This is a genomic window from Haloarcula salina (assembly GCF_049603855.1).
GTDB lineage: Archaea > Halobacteriota > Halobacteria > Halobacteriales > Haloarculaceae > Haloarcula > Haloarcula salina_A.
On the sequence record NZ_CP187146.1, the window covers coordinates 69,190 to 90,766 of the forward strand.

Below are 21,577 nucleotides of genomic sequence, written 5' to 3' on the forward strand. Positions count from 1 at the left end.
ACGAGAAGCCGCCGGCTCAGCCGAGCCACGTGCGGAGTCGCCCGAGCAGGCCCCGCGGCTCGGTCGCTTCGAGGTCGCGCCACAGTTCGAACGCCGCCGCCACGTCGGCCTCGGTGCTGGCGACGGCCTCCTCGCGGTCGGGCGCGACGACGGCGAGGTTGACCTCGTAGGCCCCGTAGTAGCCGTACTTCAGGAGCGTGCGGTCGCGGAAGCCGTCGATGAACTCCCGGACCGCCTCGGGGATGCGGGGCGCGACGAGGACGAACGTGAACTCCGTCCCGTGGTGTTCCTCGTCGGCGTCGACGCGCTCGTCCGCGAGGTCGTGGCCCAGGTCGACGAGGGCCTCCAGATCGGCGGTGGAGACGCCGCCGACGCGCCGGGCGAACAGGTGTTCGACGGTCTCGTAGTTGGCCCAGTTCAGCGACTGGTGGAGCACCTGCTTCTGGCTCTCGATGGTGAGCCGGCCGTACAGGTCGAACCGCTCGCTCCCGGCGGTGTGGTCCCGTTCGAGGTCGTAGTTGAACGCGAGCCGGTCGGCGACGGCGTCGAGGTACTGGTCGTCCCACTCCGGTCGCTCGTCCCGGGCGGGTTCCAGTTCGTCCGCCGCCGGGTCGTCTGTGCCGCTCATCGTCACTCCTCGTAGGCGTGGGCGTCGTCGACCGCCGGCGCGCCGACGACGACGGCGCGAACCGACTCGTCGGCCGATTCGGGGACGAACGCCCGCTGGGGACTGTCGGGTTCGACGACGAACACCTCCTCGGCCCCGACCTCGAAGGTCTCGTCCGGCGTCTCGACGTGGAGCGTCCCCGAACCGACGTAGAACACCTCCTCCTGCTCGTCGTGAGTGTGATAGGCCAGCGGGATCTGCTCGCCGGGCGCGACGTCGTAGACGTTCGCCCCGAGGTTCTCCAGCCCGGCGGCCTCGCTGACCGACCGCCGTGTGCACGGGCGCTCGGGCGTCGTCTCGATGTCATCGACGGCAATGTGGTGGTATCCCATGGCAACCCCGTACGCCCTGTGTCCCCGTAAAACGTCGGGCGCGCCGACGACCCCGACCTGCGGTCCCAGTACGCCGCCGAAGCGACCCGAATGGCGGCGGCCCACGACCCGGCCGACCCGATCTAGCCCTCCGCTGTCGTCGTCGCGCCGCCGAAAGGCCTGACCGTCGGGGGCCACAAGGTCCTGTCAATGACGGAACTGGACGGTCGAGACGGGCCGGCGACGTTCGCCCGCCGATACACGAAGACGTGGGTCCACGCCGTCGCCACGGCGGCGCTGACGGCGTTCGGGACGCTGACCGTCGTCGACCAGCGCTTCGCCGCCGTCGCCATCGCGGCGTACGTCCTGCCGCCGGTCGTGCTGTATCTCGGCGTCGACGGTGACGGCGACGCGGCGGCCGCCTCATCGTCGGAGACAGGTCCTGGGTCGTCCGCAGCATCGGCAACGGACTCGGCGACGTGGACGCTCGCCTCCGTCCCGACCGACGCTCGCCTGTACGACGCGGCATCGACCGAGGCGGGCGCGTACGCCGTCGGCGCAGACGGCACCCTCGTCGCGGACGACGGCACGGGCTGGGAGACGGTGCTCTCCGACGGACCGCGCGCCCAGTCGCAGACGCTCCGCGGCGTCGACTCGGTCGGCGACGGCGGCGGCGTCTGGATCGCGGGCGACGGCGGGACGGTCGCCCGCGTCGACCCCGAGACCGGGCGGCACGTCGACCACTCGGAGCCTGCCGGCGACACGTCGAATCTCGTCGCCGTGGCCGCGAGTAGCGGGCCGGACGGCGAACGCGTCCTGCTGGGCGACGGGTCGGGACGGGTCCGCCGGGGCGACTACCGCGACGGGAGCGTCGCCTGGCGCGACCCCGTGACGCCCGGGAGCGGGTCGAGCCTCGCCGGCCTCGCCTTCGGTGCCGACGCCACCGGCTGGGTCTGCGACACCAGCCAGGGCGTGTTCGAGACCGCCGACGCCGGCCGGTCGTTCACCGACGCCGGAATCGGGGGCGTCACCGGGACGCTGACCGACGTGGCCGCGACGAGCGCCGGCCCCGTGGTCGGCACCGACGCTGGCGTCGTCTACCGGAGGGATTCGGGCTCGTGGACTCCGGAACGGGTCGCGGACGCGGCGCTCCGGTCCGTGGCCGGCCGCGGCGACCGCTGGCTCGCGTGCGGCGATGACGGCGCGGTCTTCGAGCGAGCGGCCGCCGCCGACTGGGAGCGCGCCGTGACCCCGACGACCGAGTCGCTCAACGGCGTCGCCGTCGGCGGGTCGCGCGCCCTCGCCGTCGGGGACGGCGGGACCGTTCTCGAATGCGACGGGCAGTGACGCGGTGCTCGGTCACAGAATCAGTGCCGGCGGCACGGCGGCCGCCGTAGTTCGTCTTCGCGTCGACGATGCTGGAAGCCGACGGTGCTCGCACAGAGGCGAGCTTAGTTCGTCTTCGCATCGGTCTCCTCCCCCGGCTCTGTCACATCAACACCCTCCACGGCTTCGACCGCCTCGGTGACCTTCTCGGTGTCGACGTGCCAGCGGTCGACGTCCTGCTCGTAGTCGGCGAGCTTGTTCGAGACGCGCATCTTCAGGTCGTCGTCGTTGACGTTGACCTCGAAGACGTACTCGGGGCGCTCCTCGTCGCCGGTCCGCTGGAGGTTCGCGCTGACGAGGTCGTTGTCGAAGTAGTACGGCGCGATCTGTGTCATCACGTTGCGGTAGACCGCGTCTTCGACCTTCCGCAGGGCCTTCCGACTGGCCGAGTCGGCGGCGCGGGCGACGTAGTCGACGGACTCGCTCCAGCGCTCCATGGCCTCGTTGGGCTCGTCGAGGTTCTCGTAGGACTCGCTCAGCTTCTCGCCGGCAGTCTGGAGGTCCTCGTCGGGGTCCTTGCCCGCCTGCTCGCCCTTGCCCTCGTCGATGCTGGCCTGCTCGGCGGTCTTCTCGTTGACGTCCTCGTCGAGTCGCTCGTGGCTCTTGGGACGCCACTCGTCGAACTCCTCCAGCGAGTCGAGATCGACCGTCGCCTCCTCGCCGATGTCTTTCAGCGCCCGGGTGATGCGCTCACCGTGTTCGACGACGTCCACCCAGCCACCGCGTGTCTTGAAGCCTGAAACGCTCTCTTCGATATCAGCCATGGTACAATAAGTGCGTGTGCGACAGCCGCCGTCCCTGCAGGTGGCTGTCCATTATACTCTCCTCGTTACTGCTCAGAGCGGTTAAGCGTTTCCGCACCGGCGGCGAGCGGCCACTTATCAGTCACGACCACGAATTATCCGTCGATGTCATCCGCACTGTTCGTCGTGAGCGAACACGGCTACTGGGGCGAGGAGTGTATCGAGCCGCTGACCACGCTGTCCGACGCCGGCGTGGACGTCACGGTGGCGACGCCCACTGGAGAGCCGCCGGTGCTCGACGAGCGCTCGGTCGACCCCGACCAGGTCGACGAGGAACTGGCAGAGCGCGTCCGCGAGGTCCACGAGACCGACGACCGGCTCAACGATCCAATCCCGCTGGCGCGGGCCGACGCCGCCGACTACGACGCCGTCGTCTTCCCCGGTGGCCACGGCACCGAGTGGGACATCAATCAGGACACGCACGCGCGGCAGTTGCTCCGCGAGGCCGTCGAGGGCGACGACGGCACGGCCCTCGTCGTCTGTCACGCCGTCGGGATTCTGGCGTTCACGCGGTCGAGCGACGACGATTTCCTGGTCGAAGGCCGGTCCGTCACCGGCTTCCCGAACGCCTGGGAGGAGGGTATCGTCGACGACGACGACCTGATGCCCGACGGCCGTAAGCTCCCGTACTGGGTCGAAGACGAGGTCAAAGCCGCCGGCGCGAACTGGGACGCCGAACTCGACGCAGACACGAGCGTCACCGTCGACGGCGACCTGATCACGGCCCGCGGCCCGCCCTCCTCGGCCGCGGCCGCGCAGACCCTCCTGGACGAACTGGGTATCGAGACGCCGGCGTAGGCCGCGACGTGCTGGTCGTCGACCGCTCTTCGGTGTCCGGCCGACCGGGTCGGCACGTCCTAGGAGACTCGCGTTTTACGTAGCCAGTCGGCCCGGACACGACACCGGCTCCCGTCGTTCCCTCGTGAGTACCGATCACTAACTTTGATACGTTTCGTGCGTGAGAATAACGAACATCGGCTTGCCGTCTCCCGAATATATTGCTATATCGGTCTCTCGAGAACAGTAAAGTAACCGTTGTATTATAGATAACACTTTTCAACATGCCGTCCAACGTAGCAGTACGTATGGCTGACAACTCTTCGCGTCGACGGTTCCTCAAGACAGTCGGAATCACCGGAGTCGCTGCCCTCGCCGGGTGTAGTGGTGACGGCGGTGACGGTGGCGGCGATGGTGGCGACGGTGGCGCAACCGAGACAGAGGGCGACGGCGGCGGAATGACCGAGACGGAGGGTGACGGCGGCGGGATGACCGAGACCGAGGGCGACGGCGGCGACGGCGGGAGCGGAGACACCCGGCTCTCGTGGCACGCGGGCGGGACCGGCGGGACGTACTTCCCGCTCTCGAACGAGTTCAAGTCCGTCGTCGAGGCCAACACCGACTTCACGCTGAACGTCCAGTCGACCGGGGCGAGCGTCGAGAACGTCGGCAATCTCGCCAGCGGCGACGCCGACTTCGCGCTCATCCAGAACGACGTGGCGTACTTCGCGAAGAACGGGACCGGCATCGACGCCTTCCAGGGCAACGCCATCGAGAACCTGCGGGGCGTCGCGACGCTGTACCCCGAGACCATCACCGTCGTCACGCTGGCGGACACGGGCATCACCTCGCTGTCCGACCTCTCGGGGGCGATCATCAACACCGGCGACCTCGGGAGCGGGACGCAGGTCAACGCGAACCAGATCCTCGAAGCCGTCGGTATCTCCGATTTCACCGAGCAGAACGCCTCCTTCTCGCAGGCGGCCGACCAGCTCCGTAACGGCGACATCGACGCCGCGTTCGTCGTCGGTGGCTGGCCGGTCGGGGCCATCGAGGACCTTGCGAACACTAACGACCTCGTCATCGTCCCGATTCAGGGCGACAACCGCGAGGCCGTCAAGGACGCGGCCTCGTGGTTCGCCGACGACACCATCCCGGCCGGGACCTACACCGGCGTCGATCAGGCCATCGAGACGGTCGCCGTCCAGGCCATGATCGCGACCAACGCCGAACAGCCCGAAGCCACGGTCGAGACGATCACGGCGGCCATCTTCGACAACGTCGACGACCTGACGATCAAGACGGACTTCATCAGCAAGGACTCCGCACAGGACGGGATGTCCATCGAACTCCACCCCGGTGCGGCGGCCTACTTCGACATGTAGGCCCCCGCCGCCCCGTCGAATCGCGGTCGACCGCTCGCTGACCGCTCGTGGACGAGACGAGATGAGACGACGATACGTAGCTATCACGGCGCTCGTTGCACTGTTGCTCATCGGATCAGCAGCGGCGCTACCAGGCGGCCGCGTGCTGGTCGTCGAGGACGCTCAGACCGGTGACGCGTACCTGCAGGTCCCGGTCGAGGACGGCACCGTCGTGGCGCTGGAGTACACTCACAGCGTGGAGAAGACACGCGTCTACGACGAGTACACCGTCCGCGGCGACCACCTGGAGATGACCCGCATGGAGTTCGAGTCCTTCGGCTGGGGGCTACCCAGCGGTGCGAACGTCACCCGCGAGGACGGCGTGTACGTCTTCGACCCGCCCGGCAACTACACCCGCATCACCGTCGCTCCGGGCGAGATTGCCGGTCACAAACTTCACGTCAACGGGGAAACATACGACTTGGTAGCACAGACCAATGAGCGCTCGGTCACGATCCACGTGGCCCGCCGCTCGGCGTTCGATGCTGCAACGGACCACCTCGACACATGACCGACGACACGACACCTGACGACCGCGAGGCCGAGACTGTATCGGACGAGGAAGTCGAAGAAGTGCTCCAGGAGATCGAGCGCAAGCGGTCGCTCCGGGGGGTGAGCGTCGTCGCCGTCGCCGTCATCGGCATCGCCTTCTCGCTGTTCCAGATGTGGCTCGCGGCCAAGGGGTTCATCCTCTCGATCGACGTGCCCGGCGTCGGCCGGGTCACGCTGGCGTCGCTGCAGCTCCTCCAGATCAACGCCATCCACGTCGCGTTCGGCCTGATACTGGCGTTCCTGCTGTACCCGCCGTCGACCGGTGACGGGCCGTTCTCGCGGGGCTGTCGCGCGCTGGCGGCGCGGACCGAATCGCAGTTCGGTCCGTCCCACCCGGTCACGAACGCCGTCCGGACGGTCGGATCGGTCCTCGCGTTCCTGTTCGTCGACCCCGACCTCGACCGCATCACGCCGGTCGACGTGCTGTTCTCGCTCCTGATGGTGCTGGCGGCGGCGTACTTCATCACCGACTTCCAGGAGATCCAGCGCATGCGGGCCCTGGGGCTCGAACGCGGCCGGCCGATCCAGGAAGTGTTCACCTTTCTCGAACCGACCGCCGGCCTGCTCGGGCCGCTCGCCGACACCTCCTACGCGTTCGTCCTCGGCGTCCTCGGCGTCCTCCTCGTCCTCGAAGCCACCCGGCGGGCGATCAGTCTCTACCTCATGGTCATCGTCGCCGCGTTCGTCGTCTACGCGCGCTTCGGCGTGCTCATCCCGCAGAATGCGGCCTACGTCGGCGTCCTCTCCATTCCGGAACTCGGGTGGGGTTCGATCATCCAGAACCTCTGGTACAACACGGAGAACGGGGTCTTCGGTATCCCGATCACCGTCTCGGTGCAGTTCATCTACATCTTCATCCTCTTTGGCGCGTTCCTCGAGATGTCCGGCGCGGGCCAGTGGTTCATCGACCTCGCGTACTCGGCGACGGGGACGCGAAAGGGCGGCCCGGCGAAGGCGAGCATCCTCGCCAGCGGCTTCATGGGGACCATCTCCGGGTCTTCCATCGCGAACACGGTGACGACCGGCGCGTTCACCATCCCGCTCATGAAGCGCTCTGGCTACCGCCCCGAGTTCGCCGGCGGCGTCGAGGCGTCGGCGTCCTCCGGCGGCCAGATCCTCCCGCCCGTGATGGGGGCCGCGGCGTTCCTCATCGTCCAGTACACGGTGACGCCGTTCGCCGACGTCATCGTCGCCGCCACCGTCCCGGCCATCGTCTTCTTCTTCGGCGTCTGGGTGATGGTCCACTTCGAGGCGACGCGAAAGGGCATCGGCGGCCTCGACCGCTCGGAACTGGTCGACCTGCGGTCGCACCTCCTGAGCGGGTGGTTCTACCTCGTCCCCATCGGCCTGTTGCTGTACTACCTCATCATCGAGCGGCTGTCGGTGGCCCGCTCCGCGTGGTTCACGCTCATCGCCATCGGGGCGCTGATCACGCTCGTGGCCGCCTACAGCGACGAGACGCGCGGCCGCCTCGCCGCGATCTTCGCCGGCCTCTTCGCTCTGACGCTGCTCTCGCAGTTCCTCACCGGCGCGGGCGTGCTGACCGCACTGTCTGGCGGCGGCCCCGGCAGCCAGTCCATCGGCGCGGCCTTCTCAGCGACCGTCGGACAGGTGGGCACGGTCGCCATCCTCGCCGGCGTCCTCACGCTCGCGACGAAGCCGCGGCTGGACGCCGCGCTACTGGAGTTCGATTCAGCGGTGGACGACGCCGCGGAGTCGACCGCCGACGCGGTGAATCGGCCGAATCTCGCCGACAACGGCCTGTACCGCCTCGGCGTCTTCCTCGGCAAGTCGATGGAGGGCGGCGCGCGGACGGCGGTCCCCGTCGTCGTCGCCGTCGCCGCGGCCGGGATCATCCCCGGCGTCATCAGCGTCTCCGGCCTCGGCCCGAACCTCGTCGCGCTCATCGAGGCCGTCGCGGGCGGCTCGCTCGTCCTCCTGCTGGTCGTCACGGCCTTTTCCTCCATCCTGCTCGGGATGGGGATGCCGACGACGGTCACCTACATCATCCTCGTCTCCCTGCTCGCGCCGGCGCTCGTCGACTTCGGCGTCCCGGAGCTGACGGCCCACCTCTACATCCTCTACTTCGGCGTCATCGCCGACATCACGCCGCCGGTGGCCGTCGCCGCCTACGCGGCCTCCGGGGTCGCGAAGTCCGACCCGTTCCAGACGGGCATCGAGGCGTTCTCGCTCTCGCTGAACAAGGCCATCGTCCCGATGGCGTTCGTCCTCGCGCCGGGCATCATGCTGATCCGCCGGAAGGCCAACTGGCAGGAACTCGAACAGGACGAACAGCACCGCGTCCTCCAGCTCGCGGACCTCGGCGACGTCGGGTTCATCGTCCCGGAGGTCCTGTTGCCCATCGCCGGCGTCTTCCTCGGTGTCGTCGCCCTGGCCGCGACGGTCATCGGGCACGCCTACGCCAGGGTCACCATCGCCGAGCGCGCCGCGTTCGCGGTCAGTTCGCTTCTCCTGATGGCACCGGGGCTGGCGGTGCTGACCGTCTACGACCTCATGGGCCTGCTCGGACTCGGCGGCGGCGAGATGACGCTCGTGATCGACCTCGCGCTCCGCGGGGTCGGCCTGGTGCTGTTCGCCGCGCTCATGGTGCGCAACCGCAGGCGGAGCCGAGCGACGCTCGAGCAGTCGGGGACGCCGGAGCCGGCCTGAGACGGCCTGCTGTCACCGTGTCGAGACGGCCGTCGAGCCGTCCCGACGACCGCCGGAACGAGGTTTCGGCGACTCCCGTATCGGCGCCCCGACGCGCCGGCGTATTGAGAACTATTTATGCCGACGGGGGTCGACGGCCCGGGTATGCCAATCGAACAGCGCGGCGACGCGTCCGTCGTCACCCACGCGCTGGCGAAGGACGAACTGACGCGAATCCGAAACGTCGAGACCGAACAGGTCGCCTTTCGCAAGGGCCTGGTCCGGCTGGGCCGCATCTGCGGCTACGAGATCATCGACGGCCGGATGGAGACCGAGTACACCGAAGTCCAGACGCCGCTGACGACGACGATGGGCGAGCGCGTCAAGGGCCTCGACGACGTGGTCATCGTCAACGTCCTCCGGGCGGCGACGCCGTTCGTCGAGGGCCTGTTGAAGGCCTTCCCGCGCGCCAGACAGGGCGTCATCTCCGCCAGCCGTGACGAGGAGGCCGGGATGAACGAGGACGGGGAGTTCCCCATCTCCGTCGAGTACGTCAAGCTCCCCGAGATCACCGAGGACGACACCGTCATCGTCGCCGACCCGATGCTCGCGACGGGGTCGACGATGACGACGGTCCTCGAGTACATCGCCTCCGAGAAGACCGAACCGGAGAACCTGCTCGTCCTCGCCGCCGTCTCCGCTCCCGAGGGTATCGTCCGCGTCTCCGAGGCGGATGCCGACGCCGACATCATCAGCGTCGCTATCGACGACGAACTCGACGATGACGGCTTCATCGTCCCCGGTCTCGGCGACGCCGGCGACAGGGCGTTCCGGACGACCTGAGGTCGACGCCGGGCGAGTGTCGCTCCGAGACGGAACCCTTTTCCCTCGGACTCTAATTATCAGCAGGCGTCGCGATTTCTCGCTGACCGCTGGTGCCACAACCCTTTCGCTTCACGTGGAGACCGACAGACGGCGGCCAGATCCATCTCCAGTTGAAATCCGCTCGCCAGTGTGGCGCGGCCCGCGCGTGGGCCCTGTCCATCTCGAACTTGGGCGGGCGGGCCGTCTCACATCGGGGGTTTTTCGTGTCGAGCGAGCGGTCACTGGGCATGGGCCGTCGCCGATACCGAATCGCAGACACCGCTCAGCAGGTCGTCGGGGGGTTCCTCCTCGCTGGGCCGTTCGTCGTGACCGAGGAGGTCTGGGTCCTCGCCGAGAACATGTCGTGGTACCACGCAATCGCGGTCACCGCTATCGTCTTCGCCATCGGGTACGGCGCGCTGTACAAGGCCGACGCCGGGCGAGACATCGACCGTGAGGCGGAGGTCGCCGGGGTTCCGATCCGGTTCGTCTCGCTGATGCTCGTCGCGTTCAGTTCTGTCGCGATCCTGGCCGTTGCGCTGACCGCGCCCGACGCCTTCCTCGTCGAAGGTGGGATCCTCGCGAACGCGACACCGACACTGGTCGCGCTGACGACGCTGAAAGCGGTCGCCGTCGGCGCGATCTTCAGCGTCGTCGGAGCCGCGACCGCCGACAGCGTGTTCTGACCCGCTGATACCCGTATACTTAATTGGCCCCGAGTCCCCTTGGAGACCACATGGAGTACACGCTGGCTATCGACAACGCGCCGGAGACGATACCGGGCGGGACGGGCATTCTCCTCCTCCATCCGAGCACCGGCGAGACGGACCGACTGGACACCGACTTCCTCTCGACCGACACGGACGCGATGCTCGTCATCTCGACCCGAACGACCGCCAGAGAGGTCACGCAGAAACTGGACTACTACGAGGTCGACGAGTCGAAGGCCGACATCCTCGACACGCTCTCGGTCGAGCGGGGCTACACCCGCCGGCGCTCGGAGAACGTCCGGTACGTCTCCGCACCGGACGACCTGAGCGGCATCGTCGACGAGACAGAGTCGTTCCTGCACGAGCACGACGGCAAACTCCGCGTGAGCTTCGACTCGCTGACGGAGCTCATCTACTACGCCGACGAGGAGGGCGCGCTGGCGGCCGTCGAAGACATCCTCGACCTGCTCGACGAGTACGACGCCGTCGGGATGTTCCACCTCGCCGACGAGGTCCACGACGAGGCGACCGTCGCGTCCTTCCGCGACCTCTTCGACGGAGTCATCGAACTCTCGGAGGACGGCTCTATCGAGAGTTCGTTCGACGGCGAGTGAGCGAGCACGGCAGTTCGTGACAGCCGAACGACTCGAGTCCGTTCATCCGTTGCGAACGAAACGCCGATTTCACCGGGTAGACGGGCCAGCCCTTGGAGACCTATCATCTTGCCAGACCAACAACCATTAAGAGGGTCTGACCCCCATACAGGCCTGTATGCCGGAATGCCAGAACTGCGGTAATTTTGTCACGGCTGACTATGCGCGTGTGTTCACGCCGAACGGGGTCGAAAAGCCCAGGGTCTGTCCGCAGTGCGAAGACAAGATTCGTGACGGGGCAGACGTCCGTGAGGCTCGGTCCACACGACGCGGATAGCGCGTCCAACCGGGTCAGGAATCGCCGCCCTGTGACCACTTCGGTTGCGGGGGATTCTCACCTCCTCGCTTCTGTGCCAGCGCCCGCTAGCGGCGGGCGTCGTCGACGACAGTCCGTGCCTCCTCGAACGCAGCGTCGGCCCGATCGGTGTCTCTGGCCTCGGCCGTGATCCGGACCAGCGGCTGCGTCCCGCTGGCCCGCAGGAGGAACCACGCGTCGCCGAGGTCGACGCGAACGCCGTCGAGCGTCGTCACGTCGTCGTACTCGTCGGTTACCCGCTCGCGGATTCGCTCCATCACCGCTCCCTTCTCGTCCGTCTCGACGCTGTCCCGTCGGATGGGGTAGGTCGGCACGTCGGCGGCACGCTCACCGAGCGGTCGGTCGGCGTCCAGCGCGGCGACCGTACAGGCCGCGAGCGGCCCGTCGGGACAGAGCGTCCGGTCGGGCCAGATCCACGCGCCGCTCGGTTCGCCGCCGAAGGCGACCCCCTCTTCGCTCGCGGCCTCGGCCACGTACACGTCTCCGACGGGAGTGTACTCCACGTCCACATCGGTCTCGGCGAGGTGGTCCGCGACGGCGAGGCTCGTGTCGACGGGGACTGCCACCCGTTCGCCGGCCGACGCCGCGGCGCGGGCGAAGACGGCGAGCAGTTCGTCCCCCGAGAGGAAGGTCCCGTCGGCCGCCACCGCTCGCATCCGGTCGGCGTCGCCGTCGTGGGCGATGCCGAGGTCCGCGTCTGACTCGGCGACCAGCGTCGACAGCGACTCGCAGTGCGCCGCTTTCGGCTCCGAGGGCCGCCCCGGGAACGAGCCGTCCGGCTGACCGTTCAGCGTCTCGACGGCACAGCCCAGTTCGCTCAGCGCCTCGACGCTGACGCGGCCCGCCCCGTTGCCGAGGTCGACGACGACGCGACTGTCGAGGCCCGACGCGCCGACTTCGGTGACCAGCGCGTCGACGTGGCGCTGGCCAGCGTCCCACGATTCGACCGTCCCGCTCGCGTCCCAGTCCGCCGGGTCGAACGCCCCGTCGCGCAGGCGCTCCTCGATGGTCGCCCGGAGGGCCGCGTCGAAGGCCTGGCCGCTGGGTTGCCAGAGCTTGATGCCGTTGTCCTGGGGTGGGTTGTGACTCGCCGTCACCGAGACGCCGGCGTCGGCGTCCTCCCAGGCCACGGCGCGCCCAACCGTCGGCGTCGCCGCCACGCCGAGGTCAACCACGTCTGCGCCGCTCTCGCGCAGGCCGGCCGCGAGCGCCGCCTGCAGGTATTCGCCGCTCTCGCGGGGGTCCCGCCCGACGACGACTCGCTCGCTGTCGATACCGAGCGCGCGACCCACCGACAGCGCGAGGTCGGCCGTGACCGTCTCGCCGACCGGTCCGCGGATCCCGCTCGTTCCGAACTGTGTCATTACCCGCCCCTGCGAGCGGCCGCCCTAAAACGTATCCGGCGTCGGGCGGTCGCGGCCGTGATTGACGCCGACACTATCGTTTTTACACCCCCGTCTGTAGGACGCGCCGTGCCAACCGTCGCCGACACCCACATCGTCAACCGCGAACGCGTCCAGCCGACCCACGCCAACAACTACGAGAGCGCCCACGGGGGCATCGTCATGAAGTGGATGGACGAGATCGGTGCGATGTCCGCCATGCGGGCCGCCCGCGAGACCTGCGTGACCGCCCAGATGTCCCGCGTCGACTTCGAGCGCCCCATCCCCATCGGAAACACCGCCCTGGTCGAGTCCTACGCCTACGCCACCGGCCGGACGAGCGTCCGCGTCCGCATCGAAGTCTCTCGCGAGGATCCCCGGACCGGCGAGACCGAACAGACCACCAGCGCCTACGCCACCTTCGTCGCCATCAGCGACGGCGAACCGACCGAAGTTCCGGAACTGACGGTCAAAGGCGAGAAGTGCCGGGAACTGCGGGACACGGCACTGGCCGAGGAACCTGAGCGATAACGGTCTGTCTCTCGCGGAGATCGAACTCCGCGCAGATAATTCGCGTGAGACGCCTCGGCCGGAATTTGAACCGGAGTCAGACGGTTCTGCTCGTCTCGCGGTGCTCGACTGCGCGGACTGCGACTGACAGGGATTCAAATTCTGGTTCAGATTCTCCGACCACAGCGGTCGCTCGGCGACGGAGCGCCTCGCAGAAGTGTGGTCGGAAGAAGCCTCGGCCGGAATTTGAACTACGCGAAGACGGTCGCTCACATCCGTTCGCGCTGCGTCTTCTCTCGATTCAAATCCCGGATCCGGTTTCTCACGCACTCTGGACCCGTCGCTGCCGCTCCGGGTCAGTCGCTTGGAGAAAGCCTAGGCCGGAATTTGAATCCGGGGTCTCGTCCTTACCAAGGACGCGCTTTACCGCTAAGCTACCCAGGCGCGCATCAGTGTGTATCCGGCAATTGTCTTTAGGCGTTTCGATTCGGGGCCGGCGTGCCGGTCACTGTCAGTGGTCGGCCGCGGCCTCGGTCCCGTCGCCGGCGTGCTGTTCGGTGCCCGAACGGGCTCGGAGGGCGTCGGCGACGTCCTCGGCGAGCAGGTCGGCGTTCGAGGGCAGACCGTCGGCGGCCAGCCCGGTCGCGTACTCCCGGAGCGTCGCGGTGGGGCGGATGCCCGCGGCGGTGACGCCGGCGACGACGGCGAGTTCGAGGATGTCCGTCTCCAGCGCGCCCTCGAGTCGTTCGTCGCCGGTGGTCCGCTGGACGGTCTGATCGCGGCCGAACGAGCGGACGACAGAGACGGCGGCGTCCGCGGCGTCGGTCCGGGCAAGCAGGTAGAAGCCCCGCGAGACGAGGATGTCCGCGATGAGGATGTCGAGGTCCGCCGTCTCGCCGTCGCCGCCGTCCCAGGGGTCGTCGCGGGCGAGCTGGCGGGTGAGCGAGAGTCCCTCGTAGATGAGCTGGACGCCGGCGGCCCGGTCGGCGACGCCGTCGGCGAGGTCGGCCGGGGGATCGCGTGCCGCACCGGCGCTGACGAGGGTCAACACGCCGGGTGCGAGCGACGCCTCGTCGAGGCGCGCGTCGATGCGCGCACGGAGCCGGTCGGGCTCGACGTCGTCGACTGCCGCCAACGCTGCTCGGCGGACCGCCGCCACTTCCTCCATTAGCGCGACCTAGCGGCGGCAAGGGCAAAGACCTTTGGAAACGGCCGAGTGGAGGGCGGCATGGTTCGGACGACGACCGACGACGGCGTCTGTGTCCTGACGCTCGACCGACCCGAGCAGCGGAACGCGCTGACGCGGGCGGCCCTGCGCGACCTCGAAGCGGCGGTCGACGACGCGACGGCACCGGTGCTGTATCTCCACGGGGCCGGCGAGGCGTTCTGCGCCGGCGCGGACCTGGACGTGGTCCGGGACCTGGACGCCGACGGTGCGGACGCGTTCGCGGCGCTCGGACAGCGGGTCGCACGCACGCTGGAGACCTACGACGGTGCGGTCGTCGCCGGCATCGACGGTGCGGCGCGGGGCGGCGGCGTCGAACTGGCGCTGGCCTGTGACGTTCGGGTGGCGACGCCGGACGCGACGCTGGCCGAGACAGGTGTCAAACTCGGGCTGTTCGGCGCGTGGGGCGGCACGGCGCGGTTGCCCGACGTCGTCGGCGCGGGCGAGGCGCTGGATATTGCGCTCTCGGGCCGGACGCTCGACGCCCGGACGGCGCTCCGAATGGGGCTGGTCTCGCGCGTCACGGACGACCCGCGGACGGTCGCCGACGAACTCGCCGCCGTCGACGAGCGGGCGCTCCGCACGCTGAAAACGCGGATGCGAGACGATGCCGACCGGGAAAATCAGGAGGAACGCGAGCGGGCGGCCTTCGCCGATCTGATCGCGAACGCGGACCTGTGAGCAGAGGAAAGGGTACAAGAGGGGCGCTTGCCTAGCGAGGCGCGATGGTCGACTGTGACTACTGCGGGGAATCGTTCGATGGCGAGGACGCGTACCTGGACCACCTCGCCGACGCCCACGACGGGGAACTTGGTGCCATCGACCGGCGTCGGGTGGACAACCACGTCGGGAGCGACGACGGCGACGGGCTCCCGCTGGGCCCCATCGTGCTCGGCGTCGTGGTCCTCTTCGCACTCGGAATCGGCGTGTACGTGACGCAACTGAGCGGCGGGAGCGGCGGCGTCGAGGTCGACGGCATCGAGGCCGAACCGCTGGCCGAGTCCGGCGACACCGACCGCCTCGAAGCGGTCGAGTCGTTCCCGAACCAGGGGACCCAGCACGTCCAGCAGGGGTCCACGGTCGACTACGCGCAGATGCCGCCGCTGTCGGGGCCACACTACAGGTCGACCGTCGATGCAGGGTTCTACGAGGAGACGCCGCCGCTCGGCGACATCGTCCACACGCTCGAACACGGCGCGGTCGTCGTCTACTACGACCCCGCGGCGCTCTCGAACGAGTCGCGAGCGAGCCTGCGGGAGTTCGCGAACGCCCACACGGGGACCTACCGGAGCGTGGTCGTCGCGCCGAACCCCAGCGACGACCCAGAGGCGGCGTTCGTCCTGACCGCCTGGCAACACCGGCTGTACATGGACGACTACGACGCCCGGACGGTCCACGCGTTCCTCTCGGAGTACCTCGGTCGCGGGCCGGAGAACCCGGTCCGGTAGTCGTCGATAGCGGGAGTGAAACTCAGTACAGCGGGCTCGGGCCCGGCGGCATCGCGCGCTTGTGCGCGCTCGACTCGTGCATCTCCCGGACCCTGTCGATGACGTCCGTCGAGACGCCGATGTGGTCCGCCGTCGCGGCCGCCGGCACGCCGCCGTCGACGTGCAGCGCGAGGATGGAATCGAGCGTGTCGTAGTCCATCCCCATCTCGTCGGCGTCGGTCTGGCCCGACCACATCTCCGCGCTGGCGGTCTTCTCGGCGAGGTCCTCGGGGACCCCGATGTGGGCCGCGAGCTGTCGGACCTGCTGCTTGTACAGCGCCGCGATGGGGTGGCAGTCGACCGCGCCGTCGCCGTACTTCGTGTAGTACCCCACTGCCGCCTCGCTGCGGTTCCCGGTCCCCAGCACCAGCCCCTCCTCGTGGTTGCCCACCAGGTAGTTCAGCACCGCTCGACAGCGCACGCGGAGGTTTCCGACCGCGAGCTGGTCGCCTTCGGCCTCTGGATAGGCGTCGAGGAACGCGTCGACCAGCGGATTGATCTCGATCACGTCGTAGTCGATGCCGAGCAGGTCGTTTGCCACCCGCTCGGCGTCGCTCATGTTGTCCGCGCGGTTGACCTCGCTCGGCATGACGAGCCCGTGGACGGCGTCCTGGCCCAGCGCCTCGACGGCCAGGTGAGAGGTGAGCGTGCTGTCGATGCCGCCGGAGAGCCCGATGACCGCTGTCTCGACGCCCGCGGCGTCGAGCTGTCCCGCGATGAAGTCCGTGATATGCTCGCGGTGGGCCGCCAGCTCGGCCTCGGAGAACGTGAGGTCGAGCGGGTCGTCCGCCCGCACGATGGAGTCGGCTGTCGCCATACCGGTCGGTCGGCCGGCCGGAACTAATAGCCATCCATCGACGCGATATTTCCGGACGCGCGTCCACTCGAAACGCTACGTTCAAGTGCGACGACTGACCACAGTCTGATACGAAGTGCCTGTCGTGCGTCGGTGACGACCCACCTCGGTGGCGACTCCCGGCGCGACTGATGTGTACGCCGGCGGAAAGCGATTCCCCTGAATCGCAATCCTCGGGCGAGTGTAACGGGCGCCGGTGGTGAGCAGTTCCGTCGGAACTGCGAGCCTCGGGGCACGAGCGAACGAAGTGAGCGATGTGCGCCGGTGGTCCAGTGGTAGGACATTGGCTTCCCAAGCCAATAGCCCGGGTTCAATTCCCGGCCGGCGCACTCCCTGCGGTCGTTTGCCGCCCGATGTTCGCAATCGCTCCGCGATTGCTCACTCCCGGCCGGCGCATTCTGCTGTGAGCAGTCCGCCCCTCTCTAGCCGCCGCGGTGTCTTGACCACGGCCGGCGAGACACACGGACCGCGGGATACTTGTCGGGGCCGGGCGTACCAGCGGTGAGCAATGGACGCGCCGCTGTGGACGGAGACCCACGCCCCGGAGCTGTCGGAGATTCGCCAGCCGAAGGCCCGCGAGCACCTCGAAGGGGCCATCGAGGAGCCGATGAACCTCCTGGTCCACGGGCCGAAGGGGGCCGGCAAGACGGCCGCCGTCCGCGCGTTCGCCCGCGAGGTCCACGCGAACCCCGACGCGGACTTCACCGAACTCAACGTCGCCGACGTCTTCGACATGACGAAAAAGGAGGTCGCGAACGACCCGCGCTTCTCGTCGTTCATCGACAGCAAGCGCCGGCGCGAGTCCTCGAAGGCCGACCTCATCAACCACGTCCTGAAAGAGTCGGCCAGCTACACGCCGATGTCGGGGAGCTACAAGACCATCCTGCTGGACAACGCCGAGGGGATGCGCGAGGACTTCCAGCAGGCGCTGCGGCGGGTGATGGAGCAGTACTACGAGGCGACGCAGTTCGTCATCGCGACGCGCCAGCCCTCCGCGCTGATTCCGCCGATTCGCTCGCGGTGTTTCCCCGTCGTGGTGCGCGCACCGACTCACGAGGAGACGGTGTCCGTCCTGGGCGACATCGTCGCCGCGGAGGGGGTCGACCACGACGACGACGGCCTGGAGTACGTCGCCGGCTACGCGGAGGGCGACCTTCGGACGGCGGTGCTGGCAGCGCAGACGACCGCCGAGGAGGAAGGCGAGATCACGATGGACGCCGCCTTCGAGACGCTGAACGCCGTCGAGGCCGACGACCAGGTCGAGCAGATGGTCGAAGCGGCCGAGGAGGGGCGCTTTACCGACGCGCGCTCGACGCTCGACGACCTGCTCGTCGACGAGGGCTACGGTGCGTCCGACGTGCTCGACGACCTGCTGGCGGTGGCCCGTTCGCGGTACTCCGGCCAGCGACTGGCCGAGGTCCACCGGCTGGCCGGCGAGACGGACATGGCGCTGGTCGACGCGGCCAACGAGCGGATCCACCTCTCGCACCTGCTGGCCCAGCTCGGGCAGCGATAGCGGGCGCGGGCGGTCGTCGGGGACCCCCGCGTCGCTGGGAACAGCGGGCGTGCAGCCGTCGAGCGGGCGTCCCGGGCTTCGAAATCCTTTTACGCGCTTCGACGGGTAGATACGGACAACGAACCATGGATATCGACATCATCGAGGAAGACGAAAATCCCATGTTGCACCGAACGGACGTCCGCTTCGAGGTCGTCCACGACGAAGCCACGCCCTCCCGTCTCTCCGTGCGCGACTCGCTCGCCGCGACGCTGAACAAGGACGCCGAGGAAGTCGTCATCCACAAGCTCGACACGAAGTTCGGCATGCGAAAGACCATCGGCTACGCCAAGGTCTACGACTCCCCCGAGGCCGCCCGCGACGTCGAGCAGGACCACATGCTCGAACGCAACAAGATCGTCGCCGACGGCGAGGAAGAGGCGGAGGAGGCATAGATGCCCCACAACGAGTACTACGACGACGGCGAACTGGCCCGCGAGACCTGCCCCCGGTGTGGCGACACCGTCCTCGCCGAGCACGAGGACCGCCAGCACTGCGGCAAGTGCGGCTACACCGAGTGGAAGTAAGGCCGCCCGATGCGCGTTCTGGGTATCGAGGGAACCGCCTGGGCAGCCAGCGCTGCGGTGTTCGAGACGCCTGACCCCGCCCGGGCGACCGACGACGACCACGTTTTCATCGAGACCGACGCCTACGCGCCCGAGAGCGGCGGCATCCACCCGCGCGAGGCCGCCGAACACATGGGCGAGGCCGTCCCGACCGTCGTCGAGACGGCCATCGACCACGCCCGCGAGCGAGCGGCCGCGGCCGGCGAGGACGGAACTCCGATCGACGCCGTCGCCTTTGCGCGCGGCCCGGGGCTCGGACCCTGCCTGCGCATCGTCGGCACGGCCGCCCGCGCCGTCGCCCAGCGCTTCGACGTGGCGCTCGTCGGCGTGAACCACATGGTCGCCCACCTGGAAGTGGGTCGCCGCCGCTCGGGCTTCGACTCGCCGGTGTGTCTCAACGCCTCCGGCGCGAACGCCCACGTTCTGGGCTACCGGAACGGCCGCTACCGCGTGCTCGGCGAGACGATGGACACCGGCGTCGGCAACGCCATCGACAAGTTCACCCGCCACGTCGGGTGGTCCCACCCCGGCGGCCCGAAGGTCGAGCGCCGTGCTCGCGAGGGCCAGTACCACGAACTCCCCTACGTCGTCAAAGGGATGGACTTCTCCTTCTCGGGCATCATGAGCGCCGCGAAGCAGGCCGTCGACGATGGAGTCCCGGTCGAGGACGTCTGTCGCGGGATGGAGGAGACCATCTTCGCGATGCTCACCGAAGTCTCCGAGCGGGCGCTGTCGCTGACCGGGGCCGACGAACTGGTACTCGGCGGCGGCGTCGGCCAGAACGACCGCTTGCAGGGGATGCTCGCCGAGATGTGCGACCAGCGCGGGGCCGACTTCTTCGCCCCCGAGGACCGCTTCCTCCGCGACAACGCCGGCATGATCGCGATGCTCGGCGCGACGATGTACGCCGCCGGCGACACCGTCGCTATCGAGGACTCCGGCATCGACTCGAACTTCCGGCCGGACGAGGTGGCCGTCACGTGGCGGGGTCCCGAGGAGTCCGTCGACCGCACCCGGGAGGCAGAGACCGAGGTCCAGGGCGCGGAGGCGACGGTCCGCTTTGAGGCCGACCGCGTCGTCAAGGAACGGGTCCCCCGGAGCTACCGCCACCCCGCCCTCGACGAGCGCCTCCGGACCGAGCGAACCAGACAGGAGGCCCGTCTCACCAGCGAGGCGCGTCGGAACGGCGTCCCAACGCCGCTGATTCGCGACGTGGACCCCCAGGAGGCCCGCATCGTCTTCCAGCGCGTCGGCGAGGCTGACCTGCGTGAAGGGCTGTCCGAATCACGGGTCGCGGACGTGGGCCGCTGGCTCGCCCGCATCCACGACGCCGGGTTCGTCCACGGCGACCCGACGACGCGGAACGTCCGGGTCGGGGCCCGCAACGCTCACCCGGACCGTACCATCCTCATCGACTTCGGCCTCGGCTACTACACGAAGGACGCCGAGGACCACGCGATGGACCTCCACGTGCTGGCCCAGTCACTGGCCGGGACCGCCGACGACCCCGAGACGCTGCTGTCGGCCGCCGAGGACGCCTACCGGGCCGAGAGCGACCACGCCGACGCGGTGTTCGCGAGTCTCGACGACATCGAGGGGCGCGGGCGGTATCAGTAGCTGATAAGTGCAGTGTAGCGGCCTGACGCGTTCGGCGGCGAAGCCGCCGATTCACCGGAAACCGCGTCGCGGCGCTTCCGGCCGTTTTCCCCACCGTCAGAACGCCGTTCTGACGAGCCTGCCTCGCATCGCTCGGCAAGATCACGTTTTTCCGTGACCGGTGGTCTGCGGACACCATCCGAAGCAAAAAGCTGGGGGTGGACAAATGGTTTAACGTCGGCCCGAGTAGGGAGTGGTATGGCTGACAAACCGCAGTCGGGAACGTTGTTCGGCGTGCCGTACAACTTCGAGCGACCGAGCCTCAAGCGTCTCGTCTCGTCGTACTGGAAGCCGGGCGAGGACATGCTGGTCGAGAAGCCCTTCGGCATCGGCTACACGCTGAACCTGGCGAACTGGCGCTCGTGGGTCGTGCTCGCGGTCGCCGGCGTGATGCTGTACCTCGAACGCGGCGGCGGCGAGGCGGAGTTCGAGTCCGAGTCCGAGGACGAACCGGTCGAAGTCGTCGTCGACTGAACGCTTTCGACGGCTCTTTTGTCGCCGGACGCGGTGTGCCGGTATGCTCAATTTCGTCACGACCAACCCCGGGAAGGTCCGGGAGGCGACGGCGTATCTCGACGACGAGGTCCGGCAGTTCGACTTCGACTATCCGGAGGTGCAGGCCGACGACCTCGGGACGGTGGCGGCCGAGGGCGCGCGGGCGGCCTACCGCGCGGCGGACGGCCCGGTCATCGTCGACGACGCGGGGCTGTTCGTCGACGCCTTCGACGGCTTTCCCGGTCCGTACTCCTCGTACGTCGAGGACACGGTCGGCGTCGAGCGCGTCTGGCGCATGACCGAACCCGAAGACGACCGCGCGGCGGCGTTCAAGACGGTCATCGCGTACTGCGACGGCGAGGACTTCGCCGCAACGCCGGAGCCCGTGGACCGGACGGAGCGCCGGGGCCAGGACCTCGCGGCCGACGACCGCGGCGCGGCCACGACGGACGAGCAGGTCCGCGCCGGCGACGACGACGCGCTCCCGGTCAAACTGTTCGAGGGCCGCGTCCCCGGTGAGATCGTCGCCCCGCGTGGCGAGGGCGGCTTCGGATTCGATCCGATCTTCGAGCACGACGGCACGACGTTCGCCGAGATGAGCACCGAAGAGAAGAACGCGGTGTCCCACCGCGGGCGGGCGCTGTCGAAGTTCGCCGAGTGGTACGGTGAGCGCTAGCGAGCCGTCCGTCGAGGGATGGCGGTCCATCCCTCGGAAGTTTCAGCGGAGACGCGG

24 protein-coding genes and 2 tRNA genes are annotated in these 21,577 nt (G+C 68.6%); 19 read left to right on the top strand and 7 right to left on the bottom strand.

Annotated elements, in window-relative coordinates; all coding sequences use genetic code 11:
• Positions 1-16: 16 nt before the first annotated feature.
• Entirely contained in the window at positions 17-628 is a 612-nt protein-coding gene (locus tag ACOZ4I_RS00360; RefSeq protein ID WP_424001903.1) for a hypothetical protein, read from the bottom strand.
• Between the two features lie 2 nt (positions 629-630).
• Positions 631-999, bottom strand: a complete 369-nt coding sequence (locus tag ACOZ4I_RS00365) for a cupin domain-containing protein (protein ID WP_424001904.1) — start codon at positions 997-999, stop codon at positions 631-633.
• A gap of 189 nt (positions 1,000-1,188) precedes the next feature.
• Between ACOZ4I_RS00365 and ACOZ4I_RS00370 the strand changes: the two genes are divergently transcribed.
• Positions 1,189-2,325, top strand: a complete 1,137-nt coding sequence (locus tag ACOZ4I_RS00370) for a WD40/YVTN/BNR-like repeat-containing protein (protein WP_424001906.1) — start codon at positions 1,189-1,191, stop codon at positions 2,323-2,325.
• Positions 2,326-2,429: 104 nt separating this feature from the next.
• On the opposite strand, the gene ACOZ4I_RS00375 is transcribed toward ACOZ4I_RS00370, so the two are convergent.
• The gene (locus tag ACOZ4I_RS00375; protein WP_424001908.1) at positions 2,430-3,128 is read right to left on the bottom strand and encodes a DUF5828 family protein; all 699 of its coding nucleotides are present in this window, start codon (positions 3,126-3,128) and stop codon (positions 2,430-2,432) included.
• A gap of 144 nt (positions 3,129-3,272) precedes the next feature.
• On the opposite strand from ACOZ4I_RS00375, the gene ACOZ4I_RS00380 reads away from it, so the two are divergent.
• The 8 genes from ACOZ4I_RS00380 to ACOZ4I_RS00415 all read left to right on the top strand — a co-directional run bounded on the left by ACOZ4I_RS00380 (position 3,273) and on the right by ACOZ4I_RS00415 (position 11,073).
• Complete coding sequence (locus ACOZ4I_RS00380; RefSeq protein ID WP_424001910.1) at positions 3,273-3,965, top strand: type 1 glutamine amidotransferase domain-containing protein; 693 nt, start codon at positions 3,273-3,275, stop codon at positions 3,963-3,965.
• A gap of 287 nt (positions 3,966-4,252) precedes the next feature.
• Positions 4,253-5,329: a TAXI family TRAP transporter solute-binding subunit gene (locus tag ACOZ4I_RS00385; protein WP_424001912.1), complete on the top strand. Its 1,077-nt coding sequence runs from the start codon at positions 4,253-4,255 to the stop codon at positions 5,327-5,329.
• Positions 5,330-5,390: 61 nt separating this feature from the next.
• Positions 5,391-5,879, top strand: coding sequence for a DUF1850 domain-containing protein (locus ACOZ4I_RS00390; protein WP_424001914.1), 489 nt, complete (start codon positions 5,391-5,393; stop codon positions 5,877-5,879).
• Positions 5,876-8,590: a TRAP transporter permease gene (locus ACOZ4I_RS00395; RefSeq protein WP_424001916.1), complete on the top strand. Its 2,715-nt coding sequence runs from the start codon at positions 5,876-5,878 to the stop codon at positions 8,588-8,590. The genes ACOZ4I_RS00390 and ACOZ4I_RS00395 overlap by 4 nt, the downstream gene beginning before the upstream one ends.
• 144 nt (positions 8,591-8,734) lie before the next feature.
• The gene (gene upp, locus ACOZ4I_RS00400; RefSeq protein ID WP_424001918.1) at positions 8,735-9,412 is read left to right on the top strand and encodes a uracil phosphoribosyltransferase; all 678 of its coding nucleotides are present in this window, start codon (positions 8,735-8,737) and stop codon (positions 9,410-9,412) included.
• 269 nt (positions 9,413-9,681) lie between these two features.
• Positions 9,682-10,119 carry a DUF2391 domain-containing protein gene (locus ACOZ4I_RS00405; RefSeq protein ID WP_424001920.1) on the top strand — a complete coding sequence of 146 codons (438 nt, stop codon included), beginning with the start codon at positions 9,682-9,684 and terminating at the stop codon, positions 10,117-10,119.
• 50 nt (positions 10,120-10,169) lie between these two features.
• Positions 10,170-10,757 carry a DUF7090 family protein gene (locus ACOZ4I_RS00410; protein ID WP_424001922.1) on the top strand — a complete coding sequence of 196 codons (588 nt, stop codon included), beginning with the start codon at positions 10,170-10,172 and terminating at the stop codon, positions 10,755-10,757.
• Between the two features lie 157 nt (positions 10,758-10,914).
• Positions 10,915-11,073 carry a DUF7563 family protein gene (locus tag ACOZ4I_RS00415; protein ID WP_044952319.1) on the top strand — a complete coding sequence of 53 codons (159 nt, stop codon included), beginning with the start codon at positions 10,915-10,917 and terminating at the stop codon, positions 11,071-11,073.
• A gap of 86 nt (positions 11,074-11,159) precedes the next feature.
• On the opposite strand, the gene glmM is transcribed toward ACOZ4I_RS00415, so the two are convergent.
• The gene (glmM, locus tag ACOZ4I_RS00420; RefSeq protein WP_424001924.1) at positions 11,160-12,476 is read right to left on the bottom strand and encodes a phosphoglucosamine mutase; all 1,317 of its coding nucleotides are present in this window, start codon (positions 12,474-12,476) and stop codon (positions 11,160-11,162) included.
• Positions 12,477-12,584: 108 nt separating this feature from the next.
• Between glmM and ACOZ4I_RS00425 the strand changes: the two genes are divergently transcribed.
• Positions 12,585-13,025 carry an acyl-CoA thioesterase gene (locus tag ACOZ4I_RS00425; RefSeq protein ID WP_424001926.1) on the top strand — a complete coding sequence of 147 codons (441 nt, stop codon included), beginning with the start codon at positions 12,585-12,587 and terminating at the stop codon, positions 13,023-13,025.
• Positions 13,026-13,376: 351 nt separating this feature from the next.
• Here the strand turns inward: ACOZ4I_RS00425 and ACOZ4I_RS00430 are convergent.
• Both ACOZ4I_RS00430 and ACOZ4I_RS00435 read right to left on the bottom strand, forming a co-directional pair.
• Positions 13,377-13,448 (bottom strand) — tRNA-Thr (locus ACOZ4I_RS00430).
• Positions 13,449-13,515: 67 nt separating this feature from the next.
• Positions 13,516-14,172: a DUF7114 family protein gene (locus ACOZ4I_RS00435; protein ID WP_424001928.1), complete on the bottom strand. Its 657-nt coding sequence runs from the start codon at positions 14,170-14,172 to the stop codon at positions 13,516-13,518.
• 60 nt (positions 14,173-14,232) lie between these two features.
• On the opposite strand from ACOZ4I_RS00435, the gene ACOZ4I_RS00440 reads away from it, so the two are divergent.
• Positions 14,233-14,910, top strand: coding sequence for an enoyl-CoA hydratase/isomerase family protein (locus ACOZ4I_RS00440; RefSeq protein ID WP_424001930.1), 678 nt, complete (start codon positions 14,233-14,235; stop codon positions 14,908-14,910).
• A 44-nt stretch (positions 14,911-14,954) separates the two neighbouring features.
• Positions 14,955-15,677 (top strand): DUF3105 domain-containing protein, encoded by a 723-nt coding sequence (locus tag ACOZ4I_RS00445; protein WP_424001932.1) that lies wholly within the window; start codon positions 14,955-14,957, stop codon positions 15,675-15,677.
• A gap of 22 nt (positions 15,678-15,699) precedes the next feature.
• Here ACOZ4I_RS00445 and ACOZ4I_RS00450 read toward each other — a convergent pair whose 3' ends face one another.
• Positions 15,700-16,533 carry an NAD+ synthase gene (locus tag ACOZ4I_RS00450; protein WP_424001934.1) on the bottom strand — a complete coding sequence of 278 codons (834 nt, stop codon included), beginning with the start codon at positions 16,531-16,533 and terminating at the stop codon, positions 15,700-15,702.
• A gap of 297 nt (positions 16,534-16,830) precedes the next feature.
• Between ACOZ4I_RS00450 and ACOZ4I_RS00455 the strand changes: the two genes are divergently transcribed.
• From ACOZ4I_RS00455 to ACOZ4I_RS00485, 7 genes are all read left to right on the top strand, one after another.
• Positions 16,831-16,901, top strand: a tRNA-Gly gene (locus ACOZ4I_RS00455).
• Positions 16,902-17,080: 179 nt separating this feature from the next.
• A complete protein-coding gene (locus ACOZ4I_RS00460) occupies positions 17,081-18,088 on the top strand; it encodes an AAA family ATPase (RefSeq protein WP_424001936.1) in 1,008 nt (335 codons plus the stop codon).
• 125 nt (positions 18,089-18,213) lie between these two features.
• Positions 18,214-18,522: a 30S ribosomal protein S24e gene (locus tag ACOZ4I_RS00465; protein WP_162413659.1), complete on the top strand. Its 309-nt coding sequence runs from the start codon at positions 18,214-18,216 to the stop codon at positions 18,520-18,522.
• Positions 18,523-18,654, top strand: a complete 132-nt coding sequence (locus tag ACOZ4I_RS00470; protein WP_162413660.1) for a 30S ribosomal protein S27ae — start codon at positions 18,523-18,525, stop codon at positions 18,652-18,654.
• Positions 18,655-18,663: 9 nt separating this feature from the next.
• Complete coding sequence (locus tag ACOZ4I_RS00475; protein ID WP_424001938.1) at positions 18,664-20,310, top strand: bifunctional N(6)-L-threonylcarbamoyladenine synthase/serine/threonine protein kinase; 1,647 nt, start codon at positions 18,664-18,666, stop codon at positions 20,308-20,310.
• A 237-nt stretch (positions 20,311-20,547) separates the two neighbouring features.
• Entirely contained in the window at positions 20,548-20,823 is a 276-nt protein-coding gene (locus ACOZ4I_RS00480) for a DUF5808 domain-containing protein (RefSeq protein ID WP_424001940.1), read from the top strand.
• A gap of 43 nt (positions 20,824-20,866) precedes the next feature.
• On the top strand, positions 20,867-21,520 hold the full coding sequence (locus ACOZ4I_RS00485; RefSeq protein ID WP_424001942.1) for a non-canonical purine NTP pyrophosphatase: 654 nt from the start codon (positions 20,867-20,869) through the stop codon (positions 21,518-21,520).
• Positions 21,521-21,577 lie beyond the last annotated feature (57 nt).

What these genes read in the sequence shown, in the direction of transcription:
- ACOZ4I_RS00475 (WP_424001938.1), top strand. Translation starts at nt 18,664, where the DNA reads ATGCGCGTTCTGGGTATCGAGGGAACCGCCTGGGCAGCCAGCGCTGCG.
- ACOZ4I_RS00365 (WP_424001904.1), bottom strand. Translation starts at nt 999, where the DNA reads ATGGGATACCACCACATTGCCGTCGATGACATCGAGACGACGCCCGAG.
- ACOZ4I_RS00485 (WP_424001942.1), top strand. Translation starts at nt 20,867, where the DNA reads ATGCTCAATTTCGTCACGACCAACCCCGGGAAGGTCCGGGAGGCGACG.
- ACOZ4I_RS00480 (WP_424001940.1), top strand. Translation starts at nt 20,548, where the DNA reads ATGGCTGACAAACCGCAGTCGGGAACGTTGTTCGGCGTGCCGTACAAC.
- ACOZ4I_RS00470 (WP_162413660.1), top strand. Translation starts at nt 18,523, where the DNA reads ATGCCCCACAACGAGTACTACGACGACGGCGAACTGGCCCGCGAGACC.
- ACOZ4I_RS00450 (WP_424001934.1), bottom strand. Translation starts at nt 16,533, where the DNA reads ATGGCGACAGCCGACTCCATCGTGCGGGCGGACGACCCGCTCGACCTC.
- ACOZ4I_RS00405 (WP_424001920.1), top strand. Translation starts at nt 9,682, where the DNA reads ATGGGCCGTCGCCGATACCGAATCGCAGACACCGCTCAGCAGGTCGTC.
- upp (WP_424001918.1), top strand. Translation starts at nt 8,735, where the DNA reads ATGCCAATCGAACAGCGCGGCGACGCGTCCGTCGTCACCCACGCGCTG.
- ACOZ4I_RS00415 (WP_044952319.1), top strand. Translation starts at nt 10,915, where the DNA reads ATGCCGGAATGCCAGAACTGCGGTAATTTTGTCACGGCTGACTATGCG.
- ACOZ4I_RS00435 (WP_424001928.1), bottom strand. Translation starts at nt 14,172, where the DNA reads ATGGAGGAAGTGGCGGCGGTCCGCCGAGCAGCGTTGGCGGCAGTCGAC.
- ACOZ4I_RS00440 (WP_424001930.1), top strand. Translation starts at nt 14,233, where the DNA reads ATGGTTCGGACGACGACCGACGACGGCGTCTGTGTCCTGACGCTCGAC.
- ACOZ4I_RS00390 (WP_424001914.1), top strand. Translation starts at nt 5,391, where the DNA reads ATGAGACGACGATACGTAGCTATCACGGCGCTCGTTGCACTGTTGCTC.
- ACOZ4I_RS00360 (WP_424001903.1), bottom strand. Translation starts at nt 628, where the DNA reads ATGAGCGGCACAGACGACCCGGCGGCGGACGAACTGGAACCCGCCCGG.
- ACOZ4I_RS00380 (WP_424001910.1), top strand. Translation starts at nt 3,273, where the DNA reads ATGTCATCCGCACTGTTCGTCGTGAGCGAACACGGCTACTGGGGCGAG.
- ACOZ4I_RS00375 (WP_424001908.1), bottom strand. Translation starts at nt 3,128, where the DNA reads ATGGCTGATATCGAAGAGAGCGTTTCAGGCTTCAAGACACGCGGTGGC.
- ACOZ4I_RS00395 (WP_424001916.1), top strand. Translation starts at nt 5,876, where the DNA reads ATGACCGACGACACGACACCTGACGACCGCGAGGCCGAGACTGTATCG.
- ACOZ4I_RS00385 (WP_424001912.1), top strand. Translation starts at nt 4,253, where the DNA reads ATGGCTGACAACTCTTCGCGTCGACGGTTCCTCAAGACAGTCGGAATC.
- glmM (WP_424001924.1), bottom strand. Translation starts at nt 12,476, where the DNA reads ATGACACAGTTCGGAACGAGCGGGATCCGCGGACCGGTCGGCGAGACG.
- ACOZ4I_RS00370 (WP_424001906.1), top strand. Translation starts at nt 1,189, where the DNA reads ATGACGGAACTGGACGGTCGAGACGGGCCGGCGACGTTCGCCCGCCGA.
- ACOZ4I_RS00410 (WP_424001922.1), top strand. Translation starts at nt 10,170, where the DNA reads ATGGAGTACACGCTGGCTATCGACAACGCGCCGGAGACGATACCGGGC.
- ACOZ4I_RS00465 (WP_162413659.1), top strand. Translation starts at nt 18,214, where the DNA reads ATGGATATCGACATCATCGAGGAAGACGAAAATCCCATGTTGCACCGA.
- ACOZ4I_RS00460 (WP_424001936.1), top strand. Translation starts at nt 17,081, where the DNA reads ATGGACGCGCCGCTGTGGACGGAGACCCACGCCCCGGAGCTGTCGGAG.
- ACOZ4I_RS00445 (WP_424001932.1), top strand. Translation starts at nt 14,955, where the DNA reads ATGGTCGACTGTGACTACTGCGGGGAATCGTTCGATGGCGAGGACGCG.